Genomic DNA, 22,488 nt, shown 5'->3' with positions numbered 1-22,488 from the left:
AGCCCCCCGTGACCAGGGAGCGCTCAGGCAGGAGAGGCCATGTCCGAGACCACTTTCCGCACGGGACTGGACGCCGGGATCGGCCGCATCCCGATCATGGACGTGCAGCCCGTCGTCGACGGCGGAAGATTCCCCGCCCGCTGCGTCGAGGGCGAGACCGTCGCGGTGCGCGCCAACGCCTTCCGCGAGGGCCATGACGCGATGGGCGTGCAGCTGGTGCTGATCTCCCCCACCGGGGTCGAGACCCGTCGGCCGCTGCGCTCGACGAACCCGGGACTGGACCTGTGGGAGGCCACGATCCGGCCCGACGAGCTGGGCACCTGGACCTTCCGCATCGAGGCCTTCTCCGCCCCGTACGACACCTGGGCCCATGTGGCCGAGGTGAAGATCCCCGCCGGCGTCGACCCGGAGCTGACCTGCGACGAGGGCGTGCTCGTGCTCGAGCGGGTGCTCGCCGAGATCGCCGAGGGCACGCGACCGGCCTCCGACGGGCCGGTGGTCTCCGCCGCGCTCGAGTCGCTGCGCTCCCCCGGCCTGCCGGTCACCGCCCGGATCGCCCCGGCGCTCGCCGCCGACCTGCGCGGCATCCTCGCCGAGCGGCCGCTGCGCGAGGGCGTCACCGTCGCCGGCCCCTTCCGCCTCGAGGTGCAGCGCCGCCGCGCCCTCTACGGCTCCTGGTACGAGTTCTTCCCCCGCTCCGAGGGCGCGCACTTCGACCCCGAGCACGGCTGGACCTCCGGCACGCTGCGCTCCGCCGCCCGCTCCCTGGACCGGATCGCGCAGATGGGCTTCGACGTCGCCTATCTGACCCCGATCCACCCCATCGGCACCACCTTCCGCAAGGGGCGCAACAACACCCTGGAGACGCAGCCGGGCGATCCCGGCTCGCCCTACGCGATCGGCTCGCCCGCGGGCGGCCACGACGCGATCCACCCCGACCTCGGCACGCTCGAGGACTTCGACGCCTTCGTCGCCCGGGCGAACGAGCTCGGCCTCGAGGTCGCCCTCGACATCGCTCTGCAGTGCTCCCCCGACCACCCGTGGGTGCAGGAGCACCCCGAGTGGTTCGTGGTGCGGGCGGACGGCACCATCGCCTACGCCGAGAACCCGCCGAAGAAGTACCAGGACATCTACCCCCTCAGCTTCGACACGGACTACGAAGGGCTCTACGCCGCGATCCGCGACGTGCTCGAGCACTGGGTCGCCCACGGCGTGACCCTCTTCCGCGTCGACAACCCGCACACCAAGCCGGTGCGCTTCTGGGAGGAGCTGCTGGCGGAGTTCGCGGAGAAGCACCCCGAGGTGATCTTCCTGGCCGAGGCGTTCACCCGGCCGACGATGATGCACACCCTGGGCAAGGTCGGCTACCACCAGTCCTACACCTACTTCACCTGGCGCGAGAGCGCCGAGGAGCTGCAGGAGTACCTCGAGGAGCTGGTCGAGGCGGCGCCCTACATGCGCCCGAGCTTCTGGCCCACCACCCACGACATCCTCACCCCGTACATGAGCTCCGGCGGGCGGCGCGCCTTCGTGCTGCGCGCGATCCTCGCCGCCACGCTCGTGCCGACCTGGGGGATCTACTCCGGCTACGAGCTGGTCGAGGACGTCCCCCGGCCCGGCGCGCAGGAGCAGATCGACAACGAGAAGTACGAGTACAAGCCCCGCGACTACGCCGGAGCGCTCACCCGCGGCGAGAGCCTCGAGCCGCTGCTGGGCACCCTGAACCGGATCCGGCGCGAGCACCCCGCGCTGCAGACCCTCACCACCATCCGCTTCCACGAGGCCGACGACCCGCAGGTGCTGGTCTTCTCCAAGCACCTCGACGCCGACGCGAGCGGCACGGGCCGCCCCGACACGGTGCTGGTCGTCTCCCTGACCGCCCACGACCGCGACGCCTCCACCCGCCTGCACCTCGAGCTCGACTCGCTCGGCGTCGAGGGGAGCTTCGAGGTCGAGGACCTGCTCACCGGTGAGCGGTTCCGCTGGGACCGGGAGCCCTTCGTCATCCTGAGCGCCGCCGACCGGCCCGCCCACGTGCTGCGCATCGTCCACCCCGAGGAGAGCTGACATGTCCCACACCACGGAGAGCACCGACCGTCCCGTCCCGGTGATGCCGCTGGGCGAGCACGAGCTCGGCGCGACGGCGACCGGCAGCCACCACGAGCCCCACGCCGTGCTCGGCGCCCACGAGTACGAGGGCGGCGTCACGGTGCGCACCCTCAAGCCCTTCGCGAGCGAGGTCGCGGTGCTCCTGCCCGACGGCTCCGCCCACGGGATGGAGCACGAGCACGACGGGATCTGGACCGTCGCCCTGCCGCTGGCGGAGGTCCCCTCCTACCGGATCCGGGTCACCTGGTCCGCCGGGGAGAACTGGGTCGACCTCGAGGAGCCCTACCGCTTCCTGCCCACGATCGGCGAGCTCGACCTGCACCTGATCCGCGAGGGCCGCCACGAGGAGCTGTGGCGGGCGCTCGGCGCGCACGTGCGCACCGTGGACGGGGTGGAGGGCACCTCCTTCGCCGTCTGGGCGCCGAACGCCCGCGCCGTCCAGGTGATCGGCTCCTTCACCAGCTGGGACGGTCGCCTGCACTCGATGCGCTCGCTGGGCACCTCCGGCGTCTGGGAGCTGTTCGTGCCCGGGGTCGGGGCCGGCGAGGTCTACAAGTTCCGGATCCTCGGCGCCGACGGCACCTGGCGCGAGAAGGCCGACCCGATGGCGCGCGCGGCCGAGGTGCCGCCCGCGACCGGCTCCGTGATCACCGTCAGCGACTTCGAGTGGACCGACGACCACTGGCTCGCCGAGCGCGCCTCCGCCGAGGCGGTCTCCTCCCGCATGTCGATCTACGAGGTGCACCTGGCCAGCTGGCGGCCGGGCCTGGGCTACCGGGAGCTGGCCGAGGAGCTCACCGCGTACGTCGCCGAGATGGGCTTCACCCACGTCGAGTTCATGCCGGTCGCCGAGCACCCCTTCGGCGGGTCCTGGGGCTACCAGGTCACCGGCTACTACGCACCCACTTCCCGGCTCGGCTCCCCCGACGAGCTGCGCCACCTCATCGACACCCTCCACGGTGCCGGGATCGGGGTGATCATGGACTGGGTGCCGGCCCACTTCCCCAAGGACGAGTGGGCGCTGGGCCGCTTCGACGGCACCCCGTTGTACGAGCACGCCGATCCCCGCCGCGGCGAGCACCCGGACTGGGGCACGTACATCTTCGACACCGGCCGCCACGAGGTGCGCAACTTCCTGGTCGCCAACGCCTGCTACTGGCTCGAGGAGTTCCACGTCGACGGGCTGCGGGTCGACGCGGTCGCCTCGATGCTCTACCTCGACTACTCGCGCGAGGACGGCCAGTGGGTGCCCAACCGCCACGGCGGCCGCGAGGACCTCGAGAACATCGCCTTCCTGCAGGAGACCACCGCGACCGCGTACAAGCGCGCGCCCGGCATCGTGATGATCGCCGAGGAGTCCACATCCTTCCCGGGCGTCACCCGCGCCACCGAGACCGGCGGCCTCGGCTTCGGGTTCAAGTGGAACATGGGCTGGATGCACGACACCCTGCAGTACCTGGGCCAGGACCCGATCAACCGCCAGTACCACCACGGCGAGCTGACCTTCTCGATGGTCTACCAGTACTCGGAGAACTTCATCCTGCCGCTGAGCCACGACGAGGTCGTGCACGGCAAGGGCTCGCTGCTGCGCAAGGCGCCGGGCGACGACTGGCAGCAGGCCGCGACGCTGCGCTCCTATCTCACCTTCCAGTGGACCCATCCGGGCAAGCAGCTGGTGTTCATGGGGATCGAGTTCGCCCAGGGCACCGAGTGGTCCGAGCAGGCCGGGCTGCCGTGGTGGCTACTCGAGTACCCGCTGCACCGCGGGGCGCAGCAGCTCGTGCGCGACCTCAACGCCGTCCAGGCCGAGTTCCCGGCGCTCTACCAGCGGGACCAGGACCCGGGCGGCTTCGAGTGGCTGATCGGCGACGACGCGCAGCACAACGTGCTCTCCTTCGTCCGACGCGATGAGGCGGGCGATCCCGTGGTCGTGGTCGTGAACTTCTCGCCCGAGCCGTGGCACGAGCACCGCATCCCGCTGCCCGAGGGCGGGGACTGGCTCGAGGTGCTGAACTCCGACGCCCCTGTCTACGGCGGCAGCGGGGTCGGGAACCTGGGACGGGTCCACGCCGAGCCGCTCCCCCAGCACGGGCGCGACCACTCGGTGCGCCTCTCGGTGCCGCCGCTCGGCGCCGTGGTCCTCGCCCCCGCCCGACTGCGCGAGGGCTGAGGCCCGGGCCCGGGTCGGGGCCCGGCCCCGGCCCCCGTCGCTCTCCCGGCCCGCCCACGAGTTACCACAAAGTCATGAGCCGCTGTGTTCCAGGAATGGAACACAGCGGCTCACAACATGAAGGGCGGGACGATCGCGCGGCGTGGGCGCGGCTCCCGGCGCGGTTCAGTACAGGAGGTTCGCGAGGCGCTTGCGGGCCGGGGCCACGCGGGGGTCATCGGCCCCGGCGACCTCGAACAGCTCCAGCAGGCGCGTGCGCACCGCGTCCTTGGTCTCCTGGTCTGCGCCGCGCAGCTGGTCCAGCAGGCGGGTGAAGGCATCCTCGACGTGGCCGCCGAGCATGTCGAGATCCGCCACCAGCAGCTGGGCGTCGAGATCGGCGGGGGCGTCGGCCGCGGCCTGACGGGCGGCGGCGAGATCCGCGCCCTGGGTGCGGCGCATCAGCTCGACGGTGGCGAGGCCGGCCTTCGCCTCGCCGTCGGCGGGGCTCTCCTGGAGCTGCTTGCGATAGGCGGCGACGGCGGCATCGAGATCGTTCCGCTCGATCGCCTCGTAGGCCTCGGCCAGCAGCGGCGGCAGCGGCTCCTCGGGAGCGGCGGCCTGCTCGGCCTCGCCGCCCGGCAGCTCCATCCCCTGCTGACGGGCGACGTCGACGACCTGGTTCAGCAGGCCGTCGATCTCCGCCTCGGGCAGCACGGAGTCGACGATCGGCTGCAGCTGGCCCTGCAGCAGGAGCAGCAGCGTGGGCAGCTGCTGGACCCGCAGCGCGGCGGCGACCCGCTGCTGGGTGTCGGCGTCGACGACGGCCAGGCGCAGCGCGCCGCCCTTCGCGTCGACGCCGCGGCGCAGTGCGGCGAGATAGGTCGGGCCCTCGGGGACCCGGCCGCTGGTGACCAGCAGGAGGGTCGGGACCTGCTGCGAGTCGGCGATGAGCTGCTCGAGGCCCTGCTCGGTGACGGCGACCTCGTGCGCGGAGGGCTCCCCCGCGTCGGTCGCCCCGGCGCCGCCGGCAGGCTGCTTGAGCGCGGCGAGATCGATGATGCCGTACGGATCGGACACTTAGGTACTCCTTCGACGGGTGCGTGACCGCACCAGTCTAGGGAGTGGCCGCCGGGAGCGGACCCGGGGCCGGCGGGACCGGACGCGGATCACGGCCCCGCGGCACGGCCCCGCGGCCGCACGTTCTCGCGGGCGTCACCGCCGGCGGGTCACTCCCCGCTGGCGGCGAGCGCGGTCTGGGTCGCGCCGATCGGCTGGACCTGGCCCCCGGCGTCGGCCGAGGGGATGTAGAGCGCCACGTGGGTGCCGAACTCGCGCACGTACTGCTTGGTGAACTCGCGCGTGCCGATCACCTTCGTGTACTTGTTGTCCTCCGCGTAGCGCATGGTCGCGCCGTCCTTGATCGCGACCTTGCGCGAGGACATCAGCGTCGCCATCACGATCGCGCCGCCGTCCTCGGTGCGCAGGCCCGCGAGCTCGCCGTCCCGCACGGAATAGGTCTCGCGGATGGTACCGGCCTCGTCCCACTCCACGCCCTTGTTCAGCTCCTTGCGCTCGGCCTGGATGCGCTCGTGCGTGCCGGTCTGGAAAGGGTTCGCGGCGAGCTTGTCGTCGGGGTCCGCGGCGTCGCCGTCGGTGAGCACCTTCGCGTAGAGCTCAAGCGCCTGCGCTGGGGTCATGAGCAGGCCCTCGGCGTCGGCGGTGAGCGCCTCGGAGCCGACCACGGCGTTGGGGACGGTGGGCATGTCCACGCCGACCGCCTGCTGGGCCCAGCCCCAGGCGGTGTAGCCGGACTTCGCGTCCTTCTGCTGCATCGCCAGGAAGTACGGCACGCCGTCCTGCACGGAGTCCTCGACCAGCGCGATCGCAACGCGCGGGAACTCGGCGCTGACCGAGCTCATGGGCACGATCGTCCCGGCGCCGGGGACCTTGAGGTCCTCGGCCCACTCGGGGGCCTTCTCGATCAGGCCGTAGACGGCCTTGCGGAACTCCGCGGCGGAGCCGGAGACGCGAGGGGCGAGCTTCGCGGCGTCCTTCGCCTCGTCGGCCGCGACCACGGCGGCGTTGACCTCGGGCACGATCTCTTCGATCTGCTCGGTGGTCTGCACGGGCGTGGGCTCGGCGAGCTGCTTGCCGGTGGGCGGCGCGGGCGGTGCGGAGGGCTCGGAGCCGCAGGCGGCGAGCAGTCCGGTGGCGAGCACGCCACCGGCTCCGAGCAGGAGGCCACGGCGGCCGACGGGTCGAGTGCTCATCACGGTGTCCTTCCGCGCGGTGCCGCGCAGCGTCTGGGGGGTCATCGTCGCTCCTGGTCCGCGTCGTCGCCGGAGGGGTCCGCGTCCGGGGAGCCGCCGTCGGAGCCGGCGTCGGAGGCGGTGCCGTCGGCGCCGGTCCCCGCGTCGTCGGCCCGGTCGCCGAAGGACCACACGCTCTGCTCGCCGACCTCGCGGGTGCCGGGGGCGTCCAGGGGGTCCTCGACGCGCGGGGCGTCGGAGCCGTCGGCGTCGGCGTCGGCGTCTGTATCGGAGCCGTCCCGGTCCTCGGAGAGGCCGCCTGCCGCGGCCCCGGCTGCAGCGCCGCCCGTGGCGAGCGACGTGCGCGCCTCGCTCGAGCGCGCCTCCTGGGGCTCCTCGAGCAGCTCGTCCTCGTCCTCGTCGTTGCGTCGGCCGATCGAGACGACCAGGAGCACCAGGCCGATCACGGCGATCGCGGCGCCGCCGGCGTAGGCGTAGGGCACCCACTCGTTCTCCTCGTCCACCGGCCAGGTGATCGAGATCTTGTCGGCGCCGGCGGCGGTGCCGTCGGTGACGATCAGCAGGGAGCGGTAGACCTGCTCGTTCTCGCCGTTCTCCGCGGCCCAGAACTCGCCGATGTCCAGGGTGTAGGGGCTGGCGGAGGTGTCCACGGAGCGCCAGAGGTCCGAGCCGGTCGGGTCGGAGATCTCCGCGGCGCCGTCGGGCTCGACGTCCTCGGTGCTCAGCGTGCTCCAGTCGGAGGCGCCGGTGACGCGGGTGTGGTGGACGCCCTCGAGATAGGCGTCGATGTCGCTGTTCGAGGCGGTGATCACGGAGACGTCGGAGGCGCCCTCGATCACGACCTCCCCCTCCTCGCCGCCCACGTAGAGCACACCCGGGTCGATCACGACGGCGGGACCCGGATCCTCCAGGGTCGCCGTGGCGGTGGTCTCGGTCTCGGGGGCCCAGGTGGTCTCGCCCAGACGGCCGAGCACGAGCCCGATCAGTCCGATCAGGACCAGCAGGACGGCCAGGAGTCGTTGCACGGTGGATTGCTCCTTCGATGGGGGCCGCCAGGCCCCGGACACGGGACCGCTCCACGATACGAGCACGGCGCGTCGGCGACCAGGCCCCCGTGAGCATGGGCACCCGGGGTGAAGCACCTCTCACATCCCTCTCATCGTCCTCTCACCGGCGCCGGGCCGCTCCCTCGCCGCGGCTCCCGGCCCGCCCCGCCGCGTCGGCAGAGGCCCGCCGCAGGTGTCGTACCCTGTCGGGGTGCGTCTCGTCGTTGCCCGCTGCTCCGTCGACTACACCGGTCGACTCACCGCCCACCTGCCGCTCGCTCCCCGGCTCCTGATCGTCAAGGCCGACGGAAGCGTGCTCGTGCACTCCGACGGCGGGAGCTACAAACCCCTGAACTGGATGAGCCCGCCCTGCACGCTGACCACCTCGCGCCGTGACGACGCCGAGGCGGAGTCCGATCCCGAGGGCGACTGGATCGAGCAGTGGGACGTGGTCCACGACAAGTCCGGCGATCGCCTCCGGGTGCGGCTGCACGAGGTGCTCGAGGACTCCTCCCACGAGCTCGGCGTCGACCCCGGCCTGCAGAAGGACGGCGTGGAGGCGCATCTGCAGGCGCTCCTCGCCGAGAACATCGAGACGCTCGGCGACGGCTGGTCGCTGGTGCGCCGCGAGTACTTCACCGCGATCGGCCCCGTGGACATCCTCGCCCGCGACGAGAACGGCGGCACCGTCGCGATCGAGATCAAGCGCCGCGGCGAGATCGACGGCGTCGAGCAGCTCACCCGCTATCTCGAGCTGCTGAACCGCGACCCGCTGCTCGCCCCCGTGCGCGGCATCTTCGCCGCCCAGGCCATCAAGCCGCAGGCGAAGGTGCTGGCCGGCGACCGCGGCATCGACTGCGTCACCCTCGACTACGACGCCCTGCGGGGCATCGACGACGCGGAGTCGCGCCTGTTCTGAGCCCCGTCCCCTCCGTCCCACTCCGGGAGTGCGCATGCCCACCGACGTGCCCATGCCGACCGACCTCTCCGCGCCGACCGCGGATCTCGTCCTGCGCGGCACCGCCGTGCTCGAGCAGGGGCTGGTCCCCGACGCCCTGGTGCTCTGCGCCGGCGAGCGGATCCTCTGGGGCGGCCCCGCCGCCCACGCGCCCGCCGAGCTCCTTCCCGAGGACAGCCGCGTCCTCGAGCACGACGGGCTGATCCTGCCGGGGCTGGTGGACCTGCACTGCCACGGCGGCGGCGGCGCCTCCTTCCCCGACTCCGAGGGCGCCGAGGAGATGCTCGCCGCGGTCCTCGAGCACCGCCGGCACGGCACCACCTCCCTCGTCGCCTCCCTCGTCACCGCCGACGCCGCGACGCTGCGCGAGAAGGTCGCCCAGCTCGCCGGTCTCCATCGCGACGGGGAGATCGCCGCGATCCACCTCGAGGGTCCCTTCCTCTCGGAGGCCCGCCGCGGGGCGCAGAACCCCGCCCATCTCACCGACGGCGACCCGGCGCTGGTGCGCGAGCTCGCCGAGATCGCCGGCGGCGCTCTCGCGACGATGACCGTCGCCCCCGAGGCCGCCGGGGCCGACGAGGTCATCGACGCGCTCGCGAGCAGCGGCGCCGTCCCCTCGCTCGGCCACACCGACGGCGGCAGCGCGGAGATGACCCGCGCCGTCGACCGCTCGATCGCGGCGCTGCGTCGCCGCCGCGGGCGCTCCCCGCTGCCCACGGCGACCCATCTGTTCAACGGCATGCGCCCGATCCACCACCGCGACCCGGGCCCGGCCCTCGCGGCGCTGGATGCCGCCTCGCGCGGGGAGATGGTGGTCGAGGTGATAGCCGACGGCGTGCACCTCGATGCGCGCACCGTCGCGCACGTCTTCTCGATCGCCGCCGAGGACTGCGTCGTGCTGGTCACCGACGCGATGGCCGCCGCCGGGATGGCCGACGGCCGCTACCGGCTCGGCGCGCTCGACGTCACCGTCGAGGAGGGCGTCGCGAAGCTCACCGAGGGCGGGGCGATCGCGGGCGGCACCGCGCACCTCGTCGAGGTGCTGCGCCTGGCCGTGCTCGAGGCGGGCGTCGAGCTGGTCGCCGCGGTGCGCGCGGCCTCGACCGTCCCTGCCCGGGTGCTGGGGCTCCAGGACGAGATCGGGTCCCTCGCCACCGGTCGACGGGCCGATGTGCTGATGGTGGACCGGGCGCTGCGCCCGGTCACGGTGCTGCGGGGCGGCCGCGAGGTCTGAGGCCGAGCCTGCCGGGGCTTCGTCCGGCCCGGTCGTCCGGGCCGGCGCCGCCCGAGTCCGCCCGGCCCGTCGCCGACCGCTCGGCCCCGCCGCCGACCGCTCTGCTCAGTCCGCGTCGCCGATGACGAGCCCCGTCGGCGCAGCCTCCAGCCAGGAGTTCAGCGCCGCACCCGGGACGAGGTCGACGATCGCGTGGACCTCGCGGCGGTCGCGCAGGGTGAAGGCGAGCAGGTAGGCATCCTGGCCGCCCTCGACACGGGCCGGGAGCCGGCGCCGGTTCACCTCGACGATCTCACCGCGGCGGATCACGACCTCGGGACCGATCCGCACCGAGAACGCACGGAACCAGCGCAGGCGGTCGGTGCCGAAGCGCATCATGCCGTGCTGCCAGCGCTCACCGCCCACGATCCCCCGCCGTTGCAGCGAGCACTCGAAGGCACCCCGGGTGCGCGAGCCCAGCACCTGGCGCTGGGCGACCAGCAGCACTGCGAGCACCACCAGAACGACGAGCATCCCGACCCCCACCAGGAGGATCGGGATGCCCTTGTCGTCCATCTGCGATGCGCCGCCGCTCAGATCCGGTCGGCGTGCGGCGCCTGGGCCTCCGCGTCGTCGACGCCGATGGTCACGACGTCCGAGTCCACGGAGACGAAGCCGCCGGAGACGGAGCGCTCGTCGACATGGCCGTCCAGGTCATGGATCCGGATCACGCCGTCGCCGAGGATCGCGAGCGTCGGCTGCATCTGCGGCAGGATGCCCATCGAGCCGTCGATCGCGGGCACGACCACCTGCGAGGCCTGCCCGGTCCAGACGGTCCGGTCGGCGGTGACGAAGGTGACCTCGAGCGCACTCACGCGCCGAGCTCCTTGTCGATGCGGTGCTGGTTCTCCAGCACCATGTCGATGCCGCCCACGTTGAAGAAGGCCGACTCGGTGATGTGGTCGAACTCGCCGTCGCAGATGCCCTTGAAGCCCTCGATGGTGTCCTTCATGGGGACGTCCGAGCCGTCCACGCCGGTGAACTGCTTGGCGAGGTGGGTGTTCTGCGAGAGGAACTGCTGGATGCGGCGTGCGCGCGAGACGATGACCTTGTCCTCCTCGGACAGCTCGTCCACGCCCAGCATCGCGATGATGTCCTGCAGCTCCTTGTTGCGCTGGAGGATCTGCTTTACGCGCACCGCGGTGTCGTAGTGGTCCTGGCCCACGTAGCGCGGGTCGAGGATCCGCGAGGTCGAGGCCAGCGGGTCGATCGCCGGGTAGAGGCCGCGCGAGGCGATCTCTCGCGAGAGCTCCGTGGTGGCGTCGAGGTGGGCGAAGGTCGTCGCCGGGGCCGGGTCGGTGTAGTCGTCGGCCGGGACGTAGATCGCCTGCATCGAGGTGATCGAGTGGCCGCGCGTCGAGGTGATGCGCTCCTGGAGCACGCCCATCTCGTCGGCCAGGTTCGGCTGGTAGCCCACCGCGGAGGGCATGCGGCCCAGCAGGGTGGAGACCTCGGAGCCCGCCTGCGTGAAGCGGAAGATGTTGTCGATGAACAGCAGCACGTCCTGCGCCTGCTCGTCGCGGAAGTACTCGGCCATGGTCAGGGCAGAGAGCGCGACGCGCAGACGGGTGCCCGGCGGCTCGTCCATCTGGCCGAAGACCAGGGCGGTCTTCTCGATGACGCCGGACTCGGTCATCTCCTCGATGAGGTCCCAGCCCTCACGGGTGCGCTCGCCGACGCCCGCGAAGACCGACACGCCGTCGTGGTTGTTGGCCACGCGGTAGATCATCTCCTGGATGAGCACCGTCTTGCCCACGCCCGCACCGCCGAACAGGCCGATCTTGCCGCCCTTGACGTACGGGGTGAGCAGGTCGATCGACTTGATGCCGGTCTCGAACATCTGGGTGGCCGACTCGAGCTGGTCGAAGTTCGGGGCCTTGCGGTGGATGGGCCAGCGCTCGGAGATCTGCAGCTGATCGGCGGGCTTGTTCAGCGGGGTGCCGATCACGTCGAACACGGTGCCGAGGGTCGCGTCGCCCACCGGCACGGAGATCGGGGCGCCGGTGTCGGTCACGGCCTGGCCGCGGACCACGCCGTCGGTGGGCTTCAGCGCGATGCCGCGGACCATGCCGTCGCCGAGGTGCTGGGCGGTCTCGAGGGTCAGGGTCGACGCCTCGAGGCCCGAGCCGGTGTCCTCGATCTGGATGGTCAGCGCGTTGTACAGGTCGGGGATGTTCCCCGGGGGGAACTCGATGTCGACGACGGCGCCGGTGACGCGCGCGACGCGCCCGGTGGCGGTCGGCGCCGAGGCGACGGGGGCCTGGCTGTCAGTGGTGGTGGTCATGTGTTCTCTCCATGTCGAGCCGACGCTGGGGCGGGGTCGGCCACAATGTGTCGGCGGATGTCTCAGCGTTCGGTGCGGCCGGATCCCGAGAGCGCGTCGGCGCCGCCGACGATCTCCGTGATCTCCTGGGTGATCTCCGCCTGGCGGGCGGAGTTCGCCAGCCGGGTGAACTTGTCGATCTGCGTCTGGGCGTTGTCGGTCGCGGTCTTCATCGCACGCTGCGTGGAGGCGTGCTCGGAGGCCATCGCCTGCAGCAGGATGTTGGTGATGCGCGAGCGGATGTACCGCGGCAGCAGCTCCTCGATCACCGAGTCCGCGTCGGGCACGAACTCGTAGAGCGGGAACGTCGGGGTGTCCTGCTCCTCCCCCGCCTCGACCAGGCCCATCGGCACCATGCGGACGGACGAGGTGCGCTGGAGGAAGCGGCTCTCGAAGCGGGTGCCGACCACGTACATCTCGTCGAGGTGGACCGACGGGTCCTCGCTCAGGAGGTCCTCGGTCAGCGCCGCGGCGATCTCCCGCCCGAGCTCCGGGATCTCGTTCTCCTTGTACGGCGTCCACGCGCGGTGCGGGGGCCGGTTGCGGAACCGGTAGTACGACTCGCCCTTGAGGCCGACGACGTACATCACGGGGGTCTTGCCCTCGTCGCGCAGCGTGTTGGCCAGCTGCTCGGCGGCCCGGATCACGTTGTGCGAGTAGGGGCCGGTCATGCCGCGGTCCGCGGTGATCATCAGAATGCCGACGCGGCCGGTCTCGTGCCGCTCGCTGTCCAGGAACGGGTGCGAGATCTCCGTGGAGTGCGTCGCCACCGAGCCGATCGCGCGGGTGAGCGCCTCGGCGTACGGCGTGGTCGCCTCCACCCTGGCGTGCGCCTTGGCGATGCGCGAGGCCGCGACCATCTCCTTGGCCTTGAAGATCTTCTTCATCCCCTGGGCGGAGCGGATCCTCTGCTTGTATACCCTCTGCTGGGCTCCCATTGCTCTCCTCGTGCGAGATCGGTGCGTGGCCGGCGGGTGCCGCCGCCCCGTGCGGGACGGCGGCAGCTCGCATCAGCCTCGGACGATCTGCTCCTGCTCGATCTCGCCGGCGTCCATGCGCCCGTTCTCGTCGGTGCGCGCGGCGCCCTCGCCCTTGCCGGCCAGGAAGTCCTGCTTGACCTGGTCGAGGATGCTCGAGAGCTCCTCCTCGGTCGAGGACTCGAACTTGCCGGTGGTGCGGATGGCCTCGAGCACGCCTCCGTTGTGGCGCAGGTGCTCCAGCAGCTGGGCCTCGAAGTCGCGGACGTCCTCGACCTCGACGTCGTCGAACTTGCCCTTGGTGCCCGCCCAGATCGAGACGACCTGCTCCTCCATCGGGAAGGGCGAGTACTGCGACTGCTTGAGCAGCTCCATCAGGCGCGCGCCGCGGTGCAACTGCTGCTTCGAGGCCGCGTCCAGGTCGGAGGCGAACATCGCGAAGGCCTCGAGATCGCGGAACTGCGCGAGCGAGAGCTTCAGGGTGCCCGAGACCGCCTTCATGGCCTTCGTCTGCGCGGAGCCGCCGACGCGGGAGACCGAGATGCCGACGTCGACCGCCGGGCGCTGGTTCGCGTTGAACAGATCCGACTGCAGGAAGCACTGGCCGTCGGTGATCGAGATGACGTTGGTCGGGATGTACGCCGAGACGTCGTTCGCCTTGGTCTCGATGATCGGCAGGCCGGTCATCGAGCCGCCGCCCATCTCGTCGCTGAGCTTCGCGCAGCGCTCGAGGAGGCGGGAGTGCAGGTAGAACACGTCGCCGGGGTACGCCTCACGGCCCGGCGGGCGGCGCAGCAGCAGCGACACGGCGCGGTAGGCCTCGGCCTGCTTCGAGAGGTCGTCGAAGACGATCAGGACGTGCTTGCCCTCGTACATCCAGTGCTGGCCGATGGCCGAGCCGGTGTAGGGGGCGATGTACTTGAAGCCCGCGGGGTCCGAGGCGGGGGCGGCGACGATCGTGGTGTACTCCATCGCGCCGGCCTCCTCGAGGGTGGCGCGCACGGAGGCGATGGTCGAGCCCTTCTGGCCGACGGCGACGTAGATGCAGCGGACCTGCTTCGAGGGGTCGCCGGACTCCCAGTTGGCCTTCTGGTTCAGGATCGTGTCGATGCCGATCGCGGTCTTGCCGGTCTGGCGGTCGCCGATGATCAGCTGACGCTGGCCGCGGCCGATCGGGGTCATCGCGTCGATGGCCTTCAGACCGGTCTGCATCGGCTCCTTGACGGCCTTGCGCTGCATGACGCCGGGCGCCTGCAGCTCGAGGGCGCGGCGGCCGACGGTCTCGATCTCGCCGAGGCCGTCGATCGGGGCGCCGACCGGGTCCACGACGCGGCCGAGGTAGCCGTCGCCGACGGGGACCGAGAGCACCTGGCCGGTGCGGCGGACCTGCTGGCCCTCCTCGATGCCGCTGAACTCGCCGAGGACGACGACGCCGACCTCGCGCAGCTCGAGGTTCAGGGCGAGGCCGAGGGTGCCGTCCTCGAAGCGGACGAGCTCGTTGGCCATGACGTTCGGGAGGCCCTCAACGCGCGCGATGCCGTCGGCGGCCTCGCTGACGCGGCCGACCTCCTCGCGCTCGGTGGCGCCTGCCTGGTAGCTGGACACTGCGCTGTCCAGGGCGTTCCGGATCTCCTCCGGGCTGATCGTGAGCTCCGCCATCTGCTGCTTCGCTTCCTCTCGGTCTCCCCGTGACGGGGATGGTCTGGTAAGTGCTGGGGACGCCGGGGCGTCGTGGTCTGGGTCAGGCCACGAGCGAGGACCGGGCCCGCGAGAGCCTGGCCAGCACGGTGGCGTCGTAGAGGTCGTCGCCGACCTGGATCCGGAGACCGCCCACGACCTCGGGGTCGTGCTGGAGGTTCATCTGCACCTCGCGGCCGTAGATCGAGGCGAGGACCGCCCCGAGCCGTGCCTGCTGCGTCTCGTCGAGCGGGACCGCGCTGTGCACCGTCGCGAAGGCGCGACGACGGCGGTCCGAGGCGAAGCGGGCGAACTCCTCGATCCGGCGGGCGGGCTTGGTCTCCGTGCGACGTCCCACCGCGCGGGCCGCGAGCGCGACCGTGAGGCGGTGGGTGCGACCCTCCAGCAGCCGCGTGAGGAGCGCCGCGCGCTGCGAGGGGTTCTCCCGCGCGTCGTCGAGGGCCGTGGTGAGCTCACCGCTGCCGTCGATCATGCGCGCGACCTCGAACTGCTCCGACTCGACCTGCTCGAGCACGCCCTCGGCGTGCGCCTGCTGGAGCAGCGCCGAGACGCCGAGCAGCTCGAGGGCATCGAGGATGTCCTCCTGCTCGGACCAGCGCCGGCGGACGACCTCGAGGGCGAGCTCGAGGGCGCGGGGGCCGACGCGGCCGCCGAACAGCGCGCGCACGGTCTGCTCCTTCACCGCGACGGGGCGGCCCGGATCGGACAGGGTGCGCACGAGCTGGTTGCTGGAATCGATGGCGTCGGCCACCGAGAACAGCTCCTGGGCGTCGGTCTCCGGCGCAGCGCCGTCGGCCGCGAAGGCGGCTTCGGCCTGGCGGAGCACCTCGGCGAAGGAGGTGGAGGAGGTTCCTCGCATCACGGGTCCTTATCGGGTGGTGGTCTGGCTCGACTCGAGGTCGTCCAGGAACCGGTCGATCACACGGCGGGAGCGCTCGTCGTCGGTGAGGGACTCCCCGACGATCTTCGAGGCGAGGTCGCTGGCGAGGGTTCCCACCTCGCCGCGCAGCTCGGCCGCGGCGGAGATTCGCTCGGCGCTCAGCTGCTGACGACCCGCGGTGAGCACGCGCTCGCTCTCGGACTCGGCGCGGGAGCGCGCCTCGTCGATGATCTTCTGACCATCGGCACGGGCCTTCTCGCGGATGGACGCCGCCTCCTGGCGTGCCGCCGCGAGCTCCTGCTCCTGATCGCTCTTGAGCTGGTCGACCTGCTCCTGGACCTTCTCCGCGTTGCGGAGCCCGCCCTCGATCTTCTCTGCGCGCTCGTCCAGCACCGCGGTGAGCCGCGGCAGGATGAACTTCATGAAGACCAGCGCGAAGATCACCAGGAAGATGAGCGACCAGACGATCTCCTGGGGCATGGGGACCAGAAGGCGCCAGCTGGGTACCGTCTGCTCTCCTTCGGCAAGAATCATGGGGTGAGCCTCAGCCGAAGAGCAGGCCGGTGACGATGGCCAGCAGCGTCAGGATCTCGGTGAAGGCGATACCGATGAACATGGTGGACTGGAGCTGGCCGCGGAGCTCGGGCTGGCGGGCGGTCGCCTCGGCGGTCTTGCCGACGATGATGCCGATGCCGATGCCGGGGCCGATGGCAGCGAGGCCGTAGCCGATCGACGCGACGTTGCCGTTGAGCTCAGAGAGGATCATCGGGTCCACAGGGGGTTTCCTTTCGTTGTGCCGCCCGGGCGGGCGGCGGACAGGTCAGTCGGGGGGTTCGTGGGTCGGGGGCAGGTCAGTGCTCGTCCGAGGTGGCCATCTGGATGTACACCGCGGCGAGGATGGTGAAGATGAAGGCCTGCAGCGCGGCGACGAAGATCTCGAAGCCGTAGATGCCGATGGCCAGCGCCCCGGCGAAGGGCGAGACCGCCACCAGCCAGGTGCCCGAGAACAGCAGGCCGTGGGTGAGGCCGATGAAGACGACCATCATGATGTGGCCGGCGACCATGTTCGCGAGCAGTCGGATCGTGAGCGATGCCCAGCGGATCAGCACCACCTGCAGGAACTCGATCGGGACGAGCAGCAGGTAGATGGGCTTGGGCAGCCCGGGCGGGGCGGTCTCGTGCTTGAGGTAGCCCGCGATGCCGCGCTTCTTCACACCCGCGACGACGTAGACCACGAAGGTCCACAGCGCGGCGAGGAGCGGCAGCCCGATCACGGACGTCCCGGCGAGGTTCATGCCCGGGATGACGCCGGAGATGTTCATCGTCAGCAGGAAGAAGAACAGCGTGATGAGGAAGGGCGCGAACTGCTTGCCGTGCCGCAGTCCCAGCGTGTTCTTGATGATCGAGCCGTTCACGAACTCGATGAGGAGCTCGACGATGCTCTGGGAGCGGCCCGGGACGAGCTTCGCGCGGGAGGCGATGATGCACAGCACGATCAGCACGACGGCGATCATGATCAGGCGCACCAGCTGGACGCGGTTGAACTCGAACGGGGTGCCCGCGAAGAGGATCGCGTCGGGGAAGAACTCGTCCAGCGTCGGGATGTGGAAGAGCGAATCGCCCTCGGCGTGCAGCGTGGGGCTGAGGTCTGCGGTGTTCAGCTCGATCTCCCGTGGTCTGGGGCCGACAGCTCTGTGGCGGCCTCGATGTCATTCTCGATCCTGCCGACCCGGTTGCGGCCACCATTGCCTGCAGCGATGGGCGACGCCGCGGCGTCCCGGGTGGTCGATCAGTGGTCGGGCCTCACGTGGTTATGCACCGTGATCAGCGCTCGAGCACCTCCGGAAGCATAACAGAGGATCATTCCCCGGCAGGGGCGTCAGGAGCGGCCCGAGGGGTCGTCGGCGGGGGCCACGTCGAGGGGCTGGCGGGTCCTCAGGAGCACGCTCGCCTCGACGAGCATGGCCGAGACGCCACCGACCAGCAGTGCGATCCCGATCCACGGCGCCGACAGCGCCTCCTGACCCCTGACCAGGAGTAGGACCAGGATCACAACGAACATCTTGACCGCCCAGGAGCCAAGGACTGTCGCCGCCATCGTCACGGGGGTCATCCGCGGTCCGGCGAAGGAGATCGCGACGGTGGGGAGCACGATCACCAGCGTCAGCGCGGTGCCGACGAGGGCCCCGTACAGGGCCGCGCTCTCGGGGCGGGTCGCGGCGAGGGCGAGCACGACGCCGTCGGCCAGAAGGCCGACGCCGGCGGCGATCAGCGTCGCGCGCTGCATGGAGCGGTCGCTCGCGGCGCGCCGCGGGGAGCGCGGGCTCGAGGAGGCGGGGGTCTCAGGCTGAGCGGGCATCGGAGTCCTTCCGGTGGCGGCCGGGCCGCCATCTGAGCGGGTCGAAGGTGAGCAGGACGGCCAGGAGCATCCCGATCGCCCAGAAGATCCCGACCACGTGCCGCGGGGCCATCAGCGGGAGCAGCAGGCCCACGCAGATCACGATCGTCCAGGTGTACATGATCAGCACCGCGGTGCGCTTGGAATGCCCCAGGCCCAGCAGGCGGTGGTGCAGGTGCGCCTTGTCGGCGTGGAAGGGGGACTTCCCCGAGCCGATCCGTCGCACCACGGCGAGGCCGAAGTCGAGGATGGGGATCACCATCACGCCGATCGGCAGCAGGATCGGCAGGAACTGGCCGAAGAAGTCTGCGCCGGAGAGGGTCGCGGGGTCGACCTGGCCGGTGACCGCGATCGTGGAGGCCGCGAGCAGCAGGCCCAGCAGCATCGAGCCCGAGTCCCCCATGAAGATCCGGGCCCGGGTGAGGTTGTGGGGCAGGAAGCCCAGACAGGCCCCGATCATCACGGCGGTCAGCAGCGCGGCGAGCGAGGAGTAGTCGGAGGCCGAGGTGTCGCGCGTGAGCATGTACGCGTAGTAGAAGAAGGCGGAGCCGCCGATCGCCATCACCCCGGCGGCGAGGCCGTCCAGGCCGTCCACGAAGTTCACGGCGTTCATGCTGACCACCACCACGAGGACCGTGAGGATCAGCGCCGCGCGCCCCGACAGGACGGTCATGCCGTTGATCGGGAGGGTCACCAGGCTCACCCCCTGCCAGGCGAGCAGCAGCGCGGCGAGCACCTGGCCGGCGAGCTTGGTCATCCAGTCGAGGTCCCAGCGGTCGTCGGCCGCGCCGAGCAAGCACACCAGCGCCGCGGCGGAGAGGATCGCCCAGGGCTGGCGGGAGTCGTGGAAGAGCCCTTCGAGGAAGGGCACGTTGCTCGCGATGAGCATCGCCGCGACCACGCCGGCGAGCATCGCCAGCCCTCCCAGGCGCGGGGTGACGGCGTCGTGGACGTCGCGCTCCCGCACCGCGGTCATCGCCCCGGCGCGCCGGGCCAGCAGCCGCACCGCGGGCGTCACCAGGAAGGTGACCGCCGCCGCGAGCAGCAGCAGGAACAGGTAGATCCTCACCCGGGCATGTGCTCCGGGCGGGCGGGGCCGTCGTCCGGCCGGTCCTCCGGCGCGGGGGCCGTCGACCCGGAGGCCGAGGACTCGGAGGCCGGGGACTCAGAGGCCGACGACTCGGAGGTCGAGGATCCAGCGGTCGAGGGCTCGGAGGTGGCGGGCTCGGAAGCGGAGGGCGCGAGGTCCGACGGCGCGGCGGCGGCCTCGCCGGGGGCGCCCAGCGGCGTCTCGGCCGGGCCCTGCGGGACGCTCTCGAGCTCGGGCTCGGAGGGCAGGTCGAGGACGGAGGGGGCGGGGTCTTCCCCGTCGGCCTCGCCGGCGGTCGCGGCGTCGGGGTCGCCCGCGCTCGCGGCACCCTCGGCGCTCTCCGTCGAGGTCCCGGTCTCGCCGCCCTCGCCCTGCTCCCCTGCCGCGTCCTCGGGCTCCTCCTCGGAGGGCTCGGGCTCGGGGGCGGTGAAGATGTCGCCGACCACGTCGATGATCTGCTGCTTGGTGATGGCGCCCTCGCGCACGATCTCGGCGGGCGTGACGGTGGCGTCGAGGATGGTGGAGCTCGCGCCGATCCGGGCGGCGCCCCCGTCGAGGTACACCTCGACCGCGTCGCCGAGCTGGGTCGCGGCGTCGAGCACGGAGGTCGCCGCCGGCTTGCCGTGGCGGTTCGCGCTGGAGACGGCGAGCGGGCCGGTGCGGCGCAGCAGCTCGAGGGCGGTCTCGTCCTCCGGCATGCGCAGGGCGACGGTGCCGCGGGTCTCGCCCAGGTCCCAGGTGAGGGAGGGCTGGGCGGTGAGGATGATGGTCAGGGCGCCGGGCCAGAGCGCGTCGGTGAGGTCCTCGACGTACTCGGGCAGGTCGGTCGCCAGCGCCATCAGCACGGCGTGGTCGCCGATCAGCACGGGCGGCGGGGTGTCGCGACCGCGGCCCTTCGCCTCGAGCAGGTCCTGCACGGCCTGCGGGGTGAACGCATCGGCGCCGATCCCGTAGACGGTGTCGGTCGGCAGGACGATGAGGCCACCGCCCCGCACGGCGTCGACGGCGGCGGCGAGGGCGTCCTCGCGGGTTTCTGGGTTCTGGGTGTCGTGCACGCTCACCGTGACAGTCTCCCATGTCCGTCCTGCGACTCCGATCCACGACGGCGCGCGATCAGGAAGCGGTCGCGTCCGGTGAGGTCGGGGGCCGTGAGGATCGCCTCGAAGCCGCCGTGGTCGCGGGCGAGGTCGCGGGTCGCCTCGCCCTGGACGTCGGCGTGCTCCATCACGAGCAGTCCGCCGGGTCGCAGCAGGTGCGCCGCCCAGTCCACGACGGCGCGCGGGACCTCGAGACCGTCCTCTCCCCCGCCGAACAGGGCGCGGTGCGGGTCGTGCGCGAGGACCTCGGGGTCCTGGGGCACGGCACCGGCGGGGATGTAGGGCGGGTTCGAGAGCACGGCGTCGACGGGGGCCGCGGCGGCGAGCTCCGGGACCTCCCCCAGCAGGTCGGCGTGCAGCACCCGGCCGCGGCCGGGGCCGGCGAGCTCGAGGTTCTCGGCGGCGAGCTCCGCGGCGGCCCCGTCGACCTCGACCGCCAGGACGCGGGCGCCGGGCAGCTCGTCGAGCACGGCCGCGCCGAGCGCGCCGCTGCCGGTGCAGAGGTCCACGATCTGCTCGAGCGGGCCGTTCGCGTGCTCGCGCAGCAGGTCCAGGGCGAGCTCCGTCTCCGGCCGCGGGATGAACACGCCGGGGCGCACCCGCAGCTCGAGGCGGCGGAACGGGGCGCGGCCGAGGATCAGCTGCAGCGGCTCGCGCGCCTCGCGCCGTGCGGTCGCGGCCTCGAGGCGCGCGTCGAAGTCCTCCGGGATCTCGTCGAGCAGGACGAGCGGCCGGTCGGTGCGTGCGGCGTGGGCGATCAGCGCCCGGGCGTCGACACTCGGCGAGGGGACGCCGGCCGCGCCGAGGCGCGCGGTGGTCCCGGCGAGGGCGGCGCGCAGGCGGAGGCGCGTCCGTCCTCCGGGGGTCCCTCCCCCGGGAGCCTCTCCACCCGGTGCCTGGCCGCCGGGGCTCCCGCCGTCGGTCCGGGCCTGCTCGGCGCCCTCCGCCGTGCCGTTCACGCCGGGTCCTCCGTGCCCTCGCGGGCCGCCTCGGCCAGCCGGGCCTCGCGCTCGGCGCGGCGGGAGGAGTCGATCAGCTCACCGAGGTCGCCGGCGAGGACCTGCGCGAGGTTGTTCGCCTTGTAGCCGGTGCGGTGGTCGGCGACCCGCGACTCGGGGAAGTTGTAGGTGCGGATCCGCTCGCTGCGGTCGACGGTGCGCACCTGGGAGCGGCGCGCGGCGGAGGAGGCCGCCTCCTGCTCGGCGCGGCGCGCGTCCAGCAGCCGGGTGCGCAGGATCCGCAGGGCCTGCTCGCGGTTCTGCAGCTGGCTCTTCTGGTCCTGGCAGGAGACCACCAGTCCGGTGGGCACGTGCGTGATCCGCACGGCGGAGTCGGTGGTGTTCACGCTCTGGCCGCCGGGGCCGGAGGAGCGGAAGACGTCGATGCGCAGGTTCGCGGGCGCCATCGCCTCGGCCAGCAGCTCGGACTCGTCGGTCTCGTCCGCCTCTGGCAGCACCAGCACGCCGACGGCGGAGGTGTGGATGCGGCCCTGGGACTCGGTGACCGGGACCCGCTGGACGCGGTGCACCCCGGCCTCGTGCTTGAGGTGCGCGTAGACGCCCTCGCCCGGTGCGCCGGCCCCGCGGGCGGCGATCGCGACGGTGACGTCCTTCAGGCCGCCGAGCTCGGTCTCGGAGGAGGTCAGCACCTCGGTCCGCCAGCCGCGGGCCTCCGCGAAGGAGCGGTACATCCGCAGCATCTCGGCGGCGAACAGCGCGGACTCCTCGCCGCCGGCGCCCGCCTTGATCTCCAGGATCACGTCGCGGGAGTCGTCGGGGTCGCGGGGGGCGAGCAGGTCCTCGAGGTGCGCGCGCTCGGACTCGAGCCGCTCGGCGAGCCGGTCGGTCTCGGCGGCGAGCTCCTCGTCGTCCTCCCCCAGCTCGGCGAGCTCACGGGCGGTGGCGAGGTCCTCGGCGGTGGAGGACACGCGGTCCGCGGCCTCGAGGATCCCCTCGAGCTCCGCATAGCGTCGGCCGACGCGACGGGCCCGGGCCGGGTCGTCGTGCAGCGCCGGGTCCGCCATCGACTCCTGCAGGGAGGCGTGCTCCCGGCGCAGTGACGCCAGTCGGTCGCCGTCCTCGTGCTCGCTCATCCGTGCTCCTCCCCGGTTCCTTCAGATCCCGCCTGCACGCGACGACGCCGGTGCACGCCCTGGGGCGCGCACCGGCGTCGGAGACCTGCTGTGCGTGGATCAGGCCGCGCAGGCGGCCGTGACCC

The 22,488-nt window shown here is 72.1% G+C and carries 21 protein-coding genes; 4 read left to right on the top strand and 17 right to left on the bottom strand.

The genetic code is table 11. The annotated features are described in order from the left end of the window. The first annotated feature begins 39 nt into the window (after positions 1-39). Both A4A78_RS13985 and glgB read left to right on the top strand, forming a co-directional pair. Positions 40-2,067, top strand: coding sequence for an alpha-1,4-glucan--maltose-1-phosphate maltosyltransferase (locus A4A78_RS13985; protein WP_062950323.1), 2,028 nt, complete (start codon positions 40-42; stop codon positions 2,065-2,067). A 1-nt stretch (position 2,068) separates the two neighbouring features. After that, positions 2,069-4,279, top strand: a complete 2,211-nt coding sequence (glgB, locus tag A4A78_RS13980) for a 1,4-alpha-glucan branching protein GlgB (RefSeq protein WP_062950321.1) — start codon at positions 2,069-2,071, stop codon at positions 4,277-4,279. Positions 4,280-4,444: 165 nt separating this feature from the next. On the opposite strand, the gene A4A78_RS13975 is transcribed toward glgB, so the two are convergent. From A4A78_RS13975 to A4A78_RS13965, 3 genes are all read right to left on the bottom strand, one after another. Continuing rightward, a complete protein-coding gene (locus tag A4A78_RS13975; protein WP_062950319.1) occupies positions 4,445-5,338 on the bottom strand; it encodes a co-chaperone YbbN in 894 nt (297 codons plus the stop codon). A 149-nt stretch (positions 5,339-5,487) separates the two neighbouring features. Beyond that, complete coding sequence (locus A4A78_RS13970) at positions 5,488-6,576, bottom strand: hypothetical protein (RefSeq protein ID WP_062950317.1); 1,089 nt, start codon at positions 6,574-6,576, stop codon at positions 5,488-5,490. Further along, the gene (locus A4A78_RS13965; RefSeq protein WP_062950315.1) at positions 6,573-7,556 is read right to left on the bottom strand and encodes a hypothetical protein; all 984 of its coding nucleotides are present in this window, start codon (positions 7,554-7,556) and stop codon (positions 6,573-6,575) included. Before A4A78_RS13965 ends, A4A78_RS13970 begins: the two co-directional genes overlap by 4 nt. Positions 7,557-7,788: 232 nt before the next feature. On the opposite strand from A4A78_RS13965, the gene nucS reads away from it, so the two are divergent. Both nucS and A4A78_RS13955 read left to right on the top strand, forming a co-directional pair. Continuing rightward, positions 7,789-8,496, top strand: a complete 708-nt coding sequence (nucS, locus tag A4A78_RS13960; RefSeq protein ID WP_062950313.1) for an endonuclease NucS — start codon at positions 7,789-7,791, stop codon at positions 8,494-8,496. Positions 8,497-8,530: 34 nt separating this feature from the next. Continuing rightward, positions 8,531-9,769, top strand: coding sequence for an N-acetylglucosamine-6-phosphate deacetylase (locus A4A78_RS13955; RefSeq protein WP_062950311.1), 1,239 nt, complete (start codon positions 8,531-8,533; stop codon positions 9,767-9,769). Between the two features lie 105 nt (positions 9,770-9,874). Here the strand turns inward: A4A78_RS13955 and A4A78_RS13950 are convergent, their stop codons facing one another. The 14 genes from A4A78_RS13950 to prfA all read right to left on the bottom strand — a co-directional run bounded on the left by A4A78_RS13950 (position 9,875) and on the right by prfA (position 22,363). Further along, positions 9,875-10,324, bottom strand: a complete 450-nt coding sequence (locus tag A4A78_RS13950; protein ID WP_062950309.1) for a DUF2550 family protein — start codon at positions 10,322-10,324, stop codon at positions 9,875-9,877. 17 nt (positions 10,325-10,341) lie between these two features. Further along, a complete protein-coding gene (locus A4A78_RS13945) occupies positions 10,342-10,623 on the bottom strand; it encodes a F0F1 ATP synthase subunit epsilon (protein WP_053917593.1) in 282 nt (93 codons plus the stop codon). Next, the gene (gene atpD / locus A4A78_RS13940) at positions 10,620-12,092 is read right to left on the bottom strand and encodes a F0F1 ATP synthase subunit beta (protein WP_053917592.1); all 1,473 of its coding nucleotides are present in this window, start codon (positions 12,090-12,092) and stop codon (positions 10,620-10,622) included. The genes A4A78_RS13945 and atpD overlap by 4 nt, the downstream gene beginning before the upstream one ends. A 62-nt stretch (positions 12,093-12,154) precedes the next feature. Then, on the bottom strand, positions 12,155-13,069 hold the full coding sequence (locus tag A4A78_RS13935) for a F0F1 ATP synthase subunit gamma (protein ID WP_062950307.1): 915 nt from the start codon (positions 13,067-13,069) through the stop codon (positions 12,155-12,157). Between the two features lie 72 nt (positions 13,070-13,141). Then, the gene (gene atpA / locus A4A78_RS13930; RefSeq protein WP_062950305.1) at positions 13,142-14,767 is read right to left on the bottom strand and encodes a F0F1 ATP synthase subunit alpha; all 1,626 of its coding nucleotides are present in this window, start codon (positions 14,765-14,767) and stop codon (positions 13,142-13,144) included. A gap of 82 nt (positions 14,768-14,849) precedes the next feature. Further along, positions 14,850-15,665, bottom strand: coding sequence for a F0F1 ATP synthase subunit delta (locus A4A78_RS13925; RefSeq protein ID WP_062950303.1), 816 nt, complete (start codon positions 15,663-15,665; stop codon positions 14,850-14,852). A gap of 9 nt (positions 15,666-15,674) precedes the next feature. Continuing rightward, a complete protein-coding gene (locus tag A4A78_RS13920; RefSeq protein WP_062950301.1) occupies positions 15,675-16,220 on the bottom strand; it encodes a F0F1 ATP synthase subunit B in 546 nt (181 codons plus the stop codon). Positions 16,221-16,230: 10 nt separating this feature from the next. Beyond that, a complete protein-coding gene (gene atpE, locus A4A78_RS13915) occupies positions 16,231-16,461 on the bottom strand; it encodes an ATP synthase F0 subunit C (protein WP_062950299.1) in 231 nt (76 codons plus the stop codon). Positions 16,462-16,537: 76 nt separating this feature from the next. After that, positions 16,538-17,200: a F0F1 ATP synthase subunit A gene (atpB, locus tag A4A78_RS13910; protein ID WP_231881058.1), complete on the bottom strand. Its 663-nt coding sequence runs from the start codon at positions 17,198-17,200 to the stop codon at positions 16,538-16,540. A 365-nt stretch (positions 17,201-17,565) separates the two neighbouring features. Continuing rightward, positions 17,566-18,045 (bottom strand): hypothetical protein, encoded by a 480-nt coding sequence (locus tag A4A78_RS13905; protein ID WP_062950290.1) that lies wholly within the window; start codon positions 18,043-18,045, stop codon positions 17,566-17,568. After that, the gene (locus tag A4A78_RS13900; protein ID WP_062950288.1) at positions 18,029-19,153 is read right to left on the bottom strand and encodes a glycosyltransferase family 4 protein; all 1,125 of its coding nucleotides are present in this window, start codon (positions 19,151-19,153) and stop codon (positions 18,029-18,031) included. Before A4A78_RS13900 ends, A4A78_RS13905 begins: the two co-directional genes overlap by 17 nt. Continuing rightward, positions 19,150-20,235: an L-threonylcarbamoyladenylate synthase gene (locus tag A4A78_RS13895; protein WP_062950286.1), complete on the bottom strand. Its 1,086-nt coding sequence runs from the start codon at positions 20,233-20,235 to the stop codon at positions 19,150-19,152. Before A4A78_RS13895 ends, A4A78_RS13900 begins: the two co-directional genes overlap by 4 nt. Then, positions 20,232-21,230, bottom strand: coding sequence for a peptide chain release factor N(5)-glutamine methyltransferase (gene prmC, locus A4A78_RS13890; protein WP_082835347.1), 999 nt, complete (start codon positions 21,228-21,230; stop codon positions 20,232-20,234). The genes A4A78_RS13895 and prmC overlap by 4 nt, the downstream gene beginning before the upstream one ends. Beyond that, positions 21,227-22,363 (bottom strand): peptide chain release factor 1, encoded by a 1,137-nt coding sequence (prfA, locus tag A4A78_RS13885; protein WP_062950284.1) that lies wholly within the window; start codon positions 22,361-22,363, stop codon positions 21,227-21,229. Before prfA ends, prmC begins: the two co-directional genes overlap by 4 nt. Positions 22,364-22,488 lie beyond the last annotated feature (125 nt).

It is taken from the genome of Brachybacterium sp. sponge (assembly GCF_001613775.1).
GTDB classification, from domain to species: Bacteria; Actinomycetota; Actinomycetes; order Actinomycetales; family Dermabacteraceae; genus Brachybacterium; species Brachybacterium conglomeratum.
This window is presented reverse-complemented; position numbering and strand designations above follow the sequence as displayed.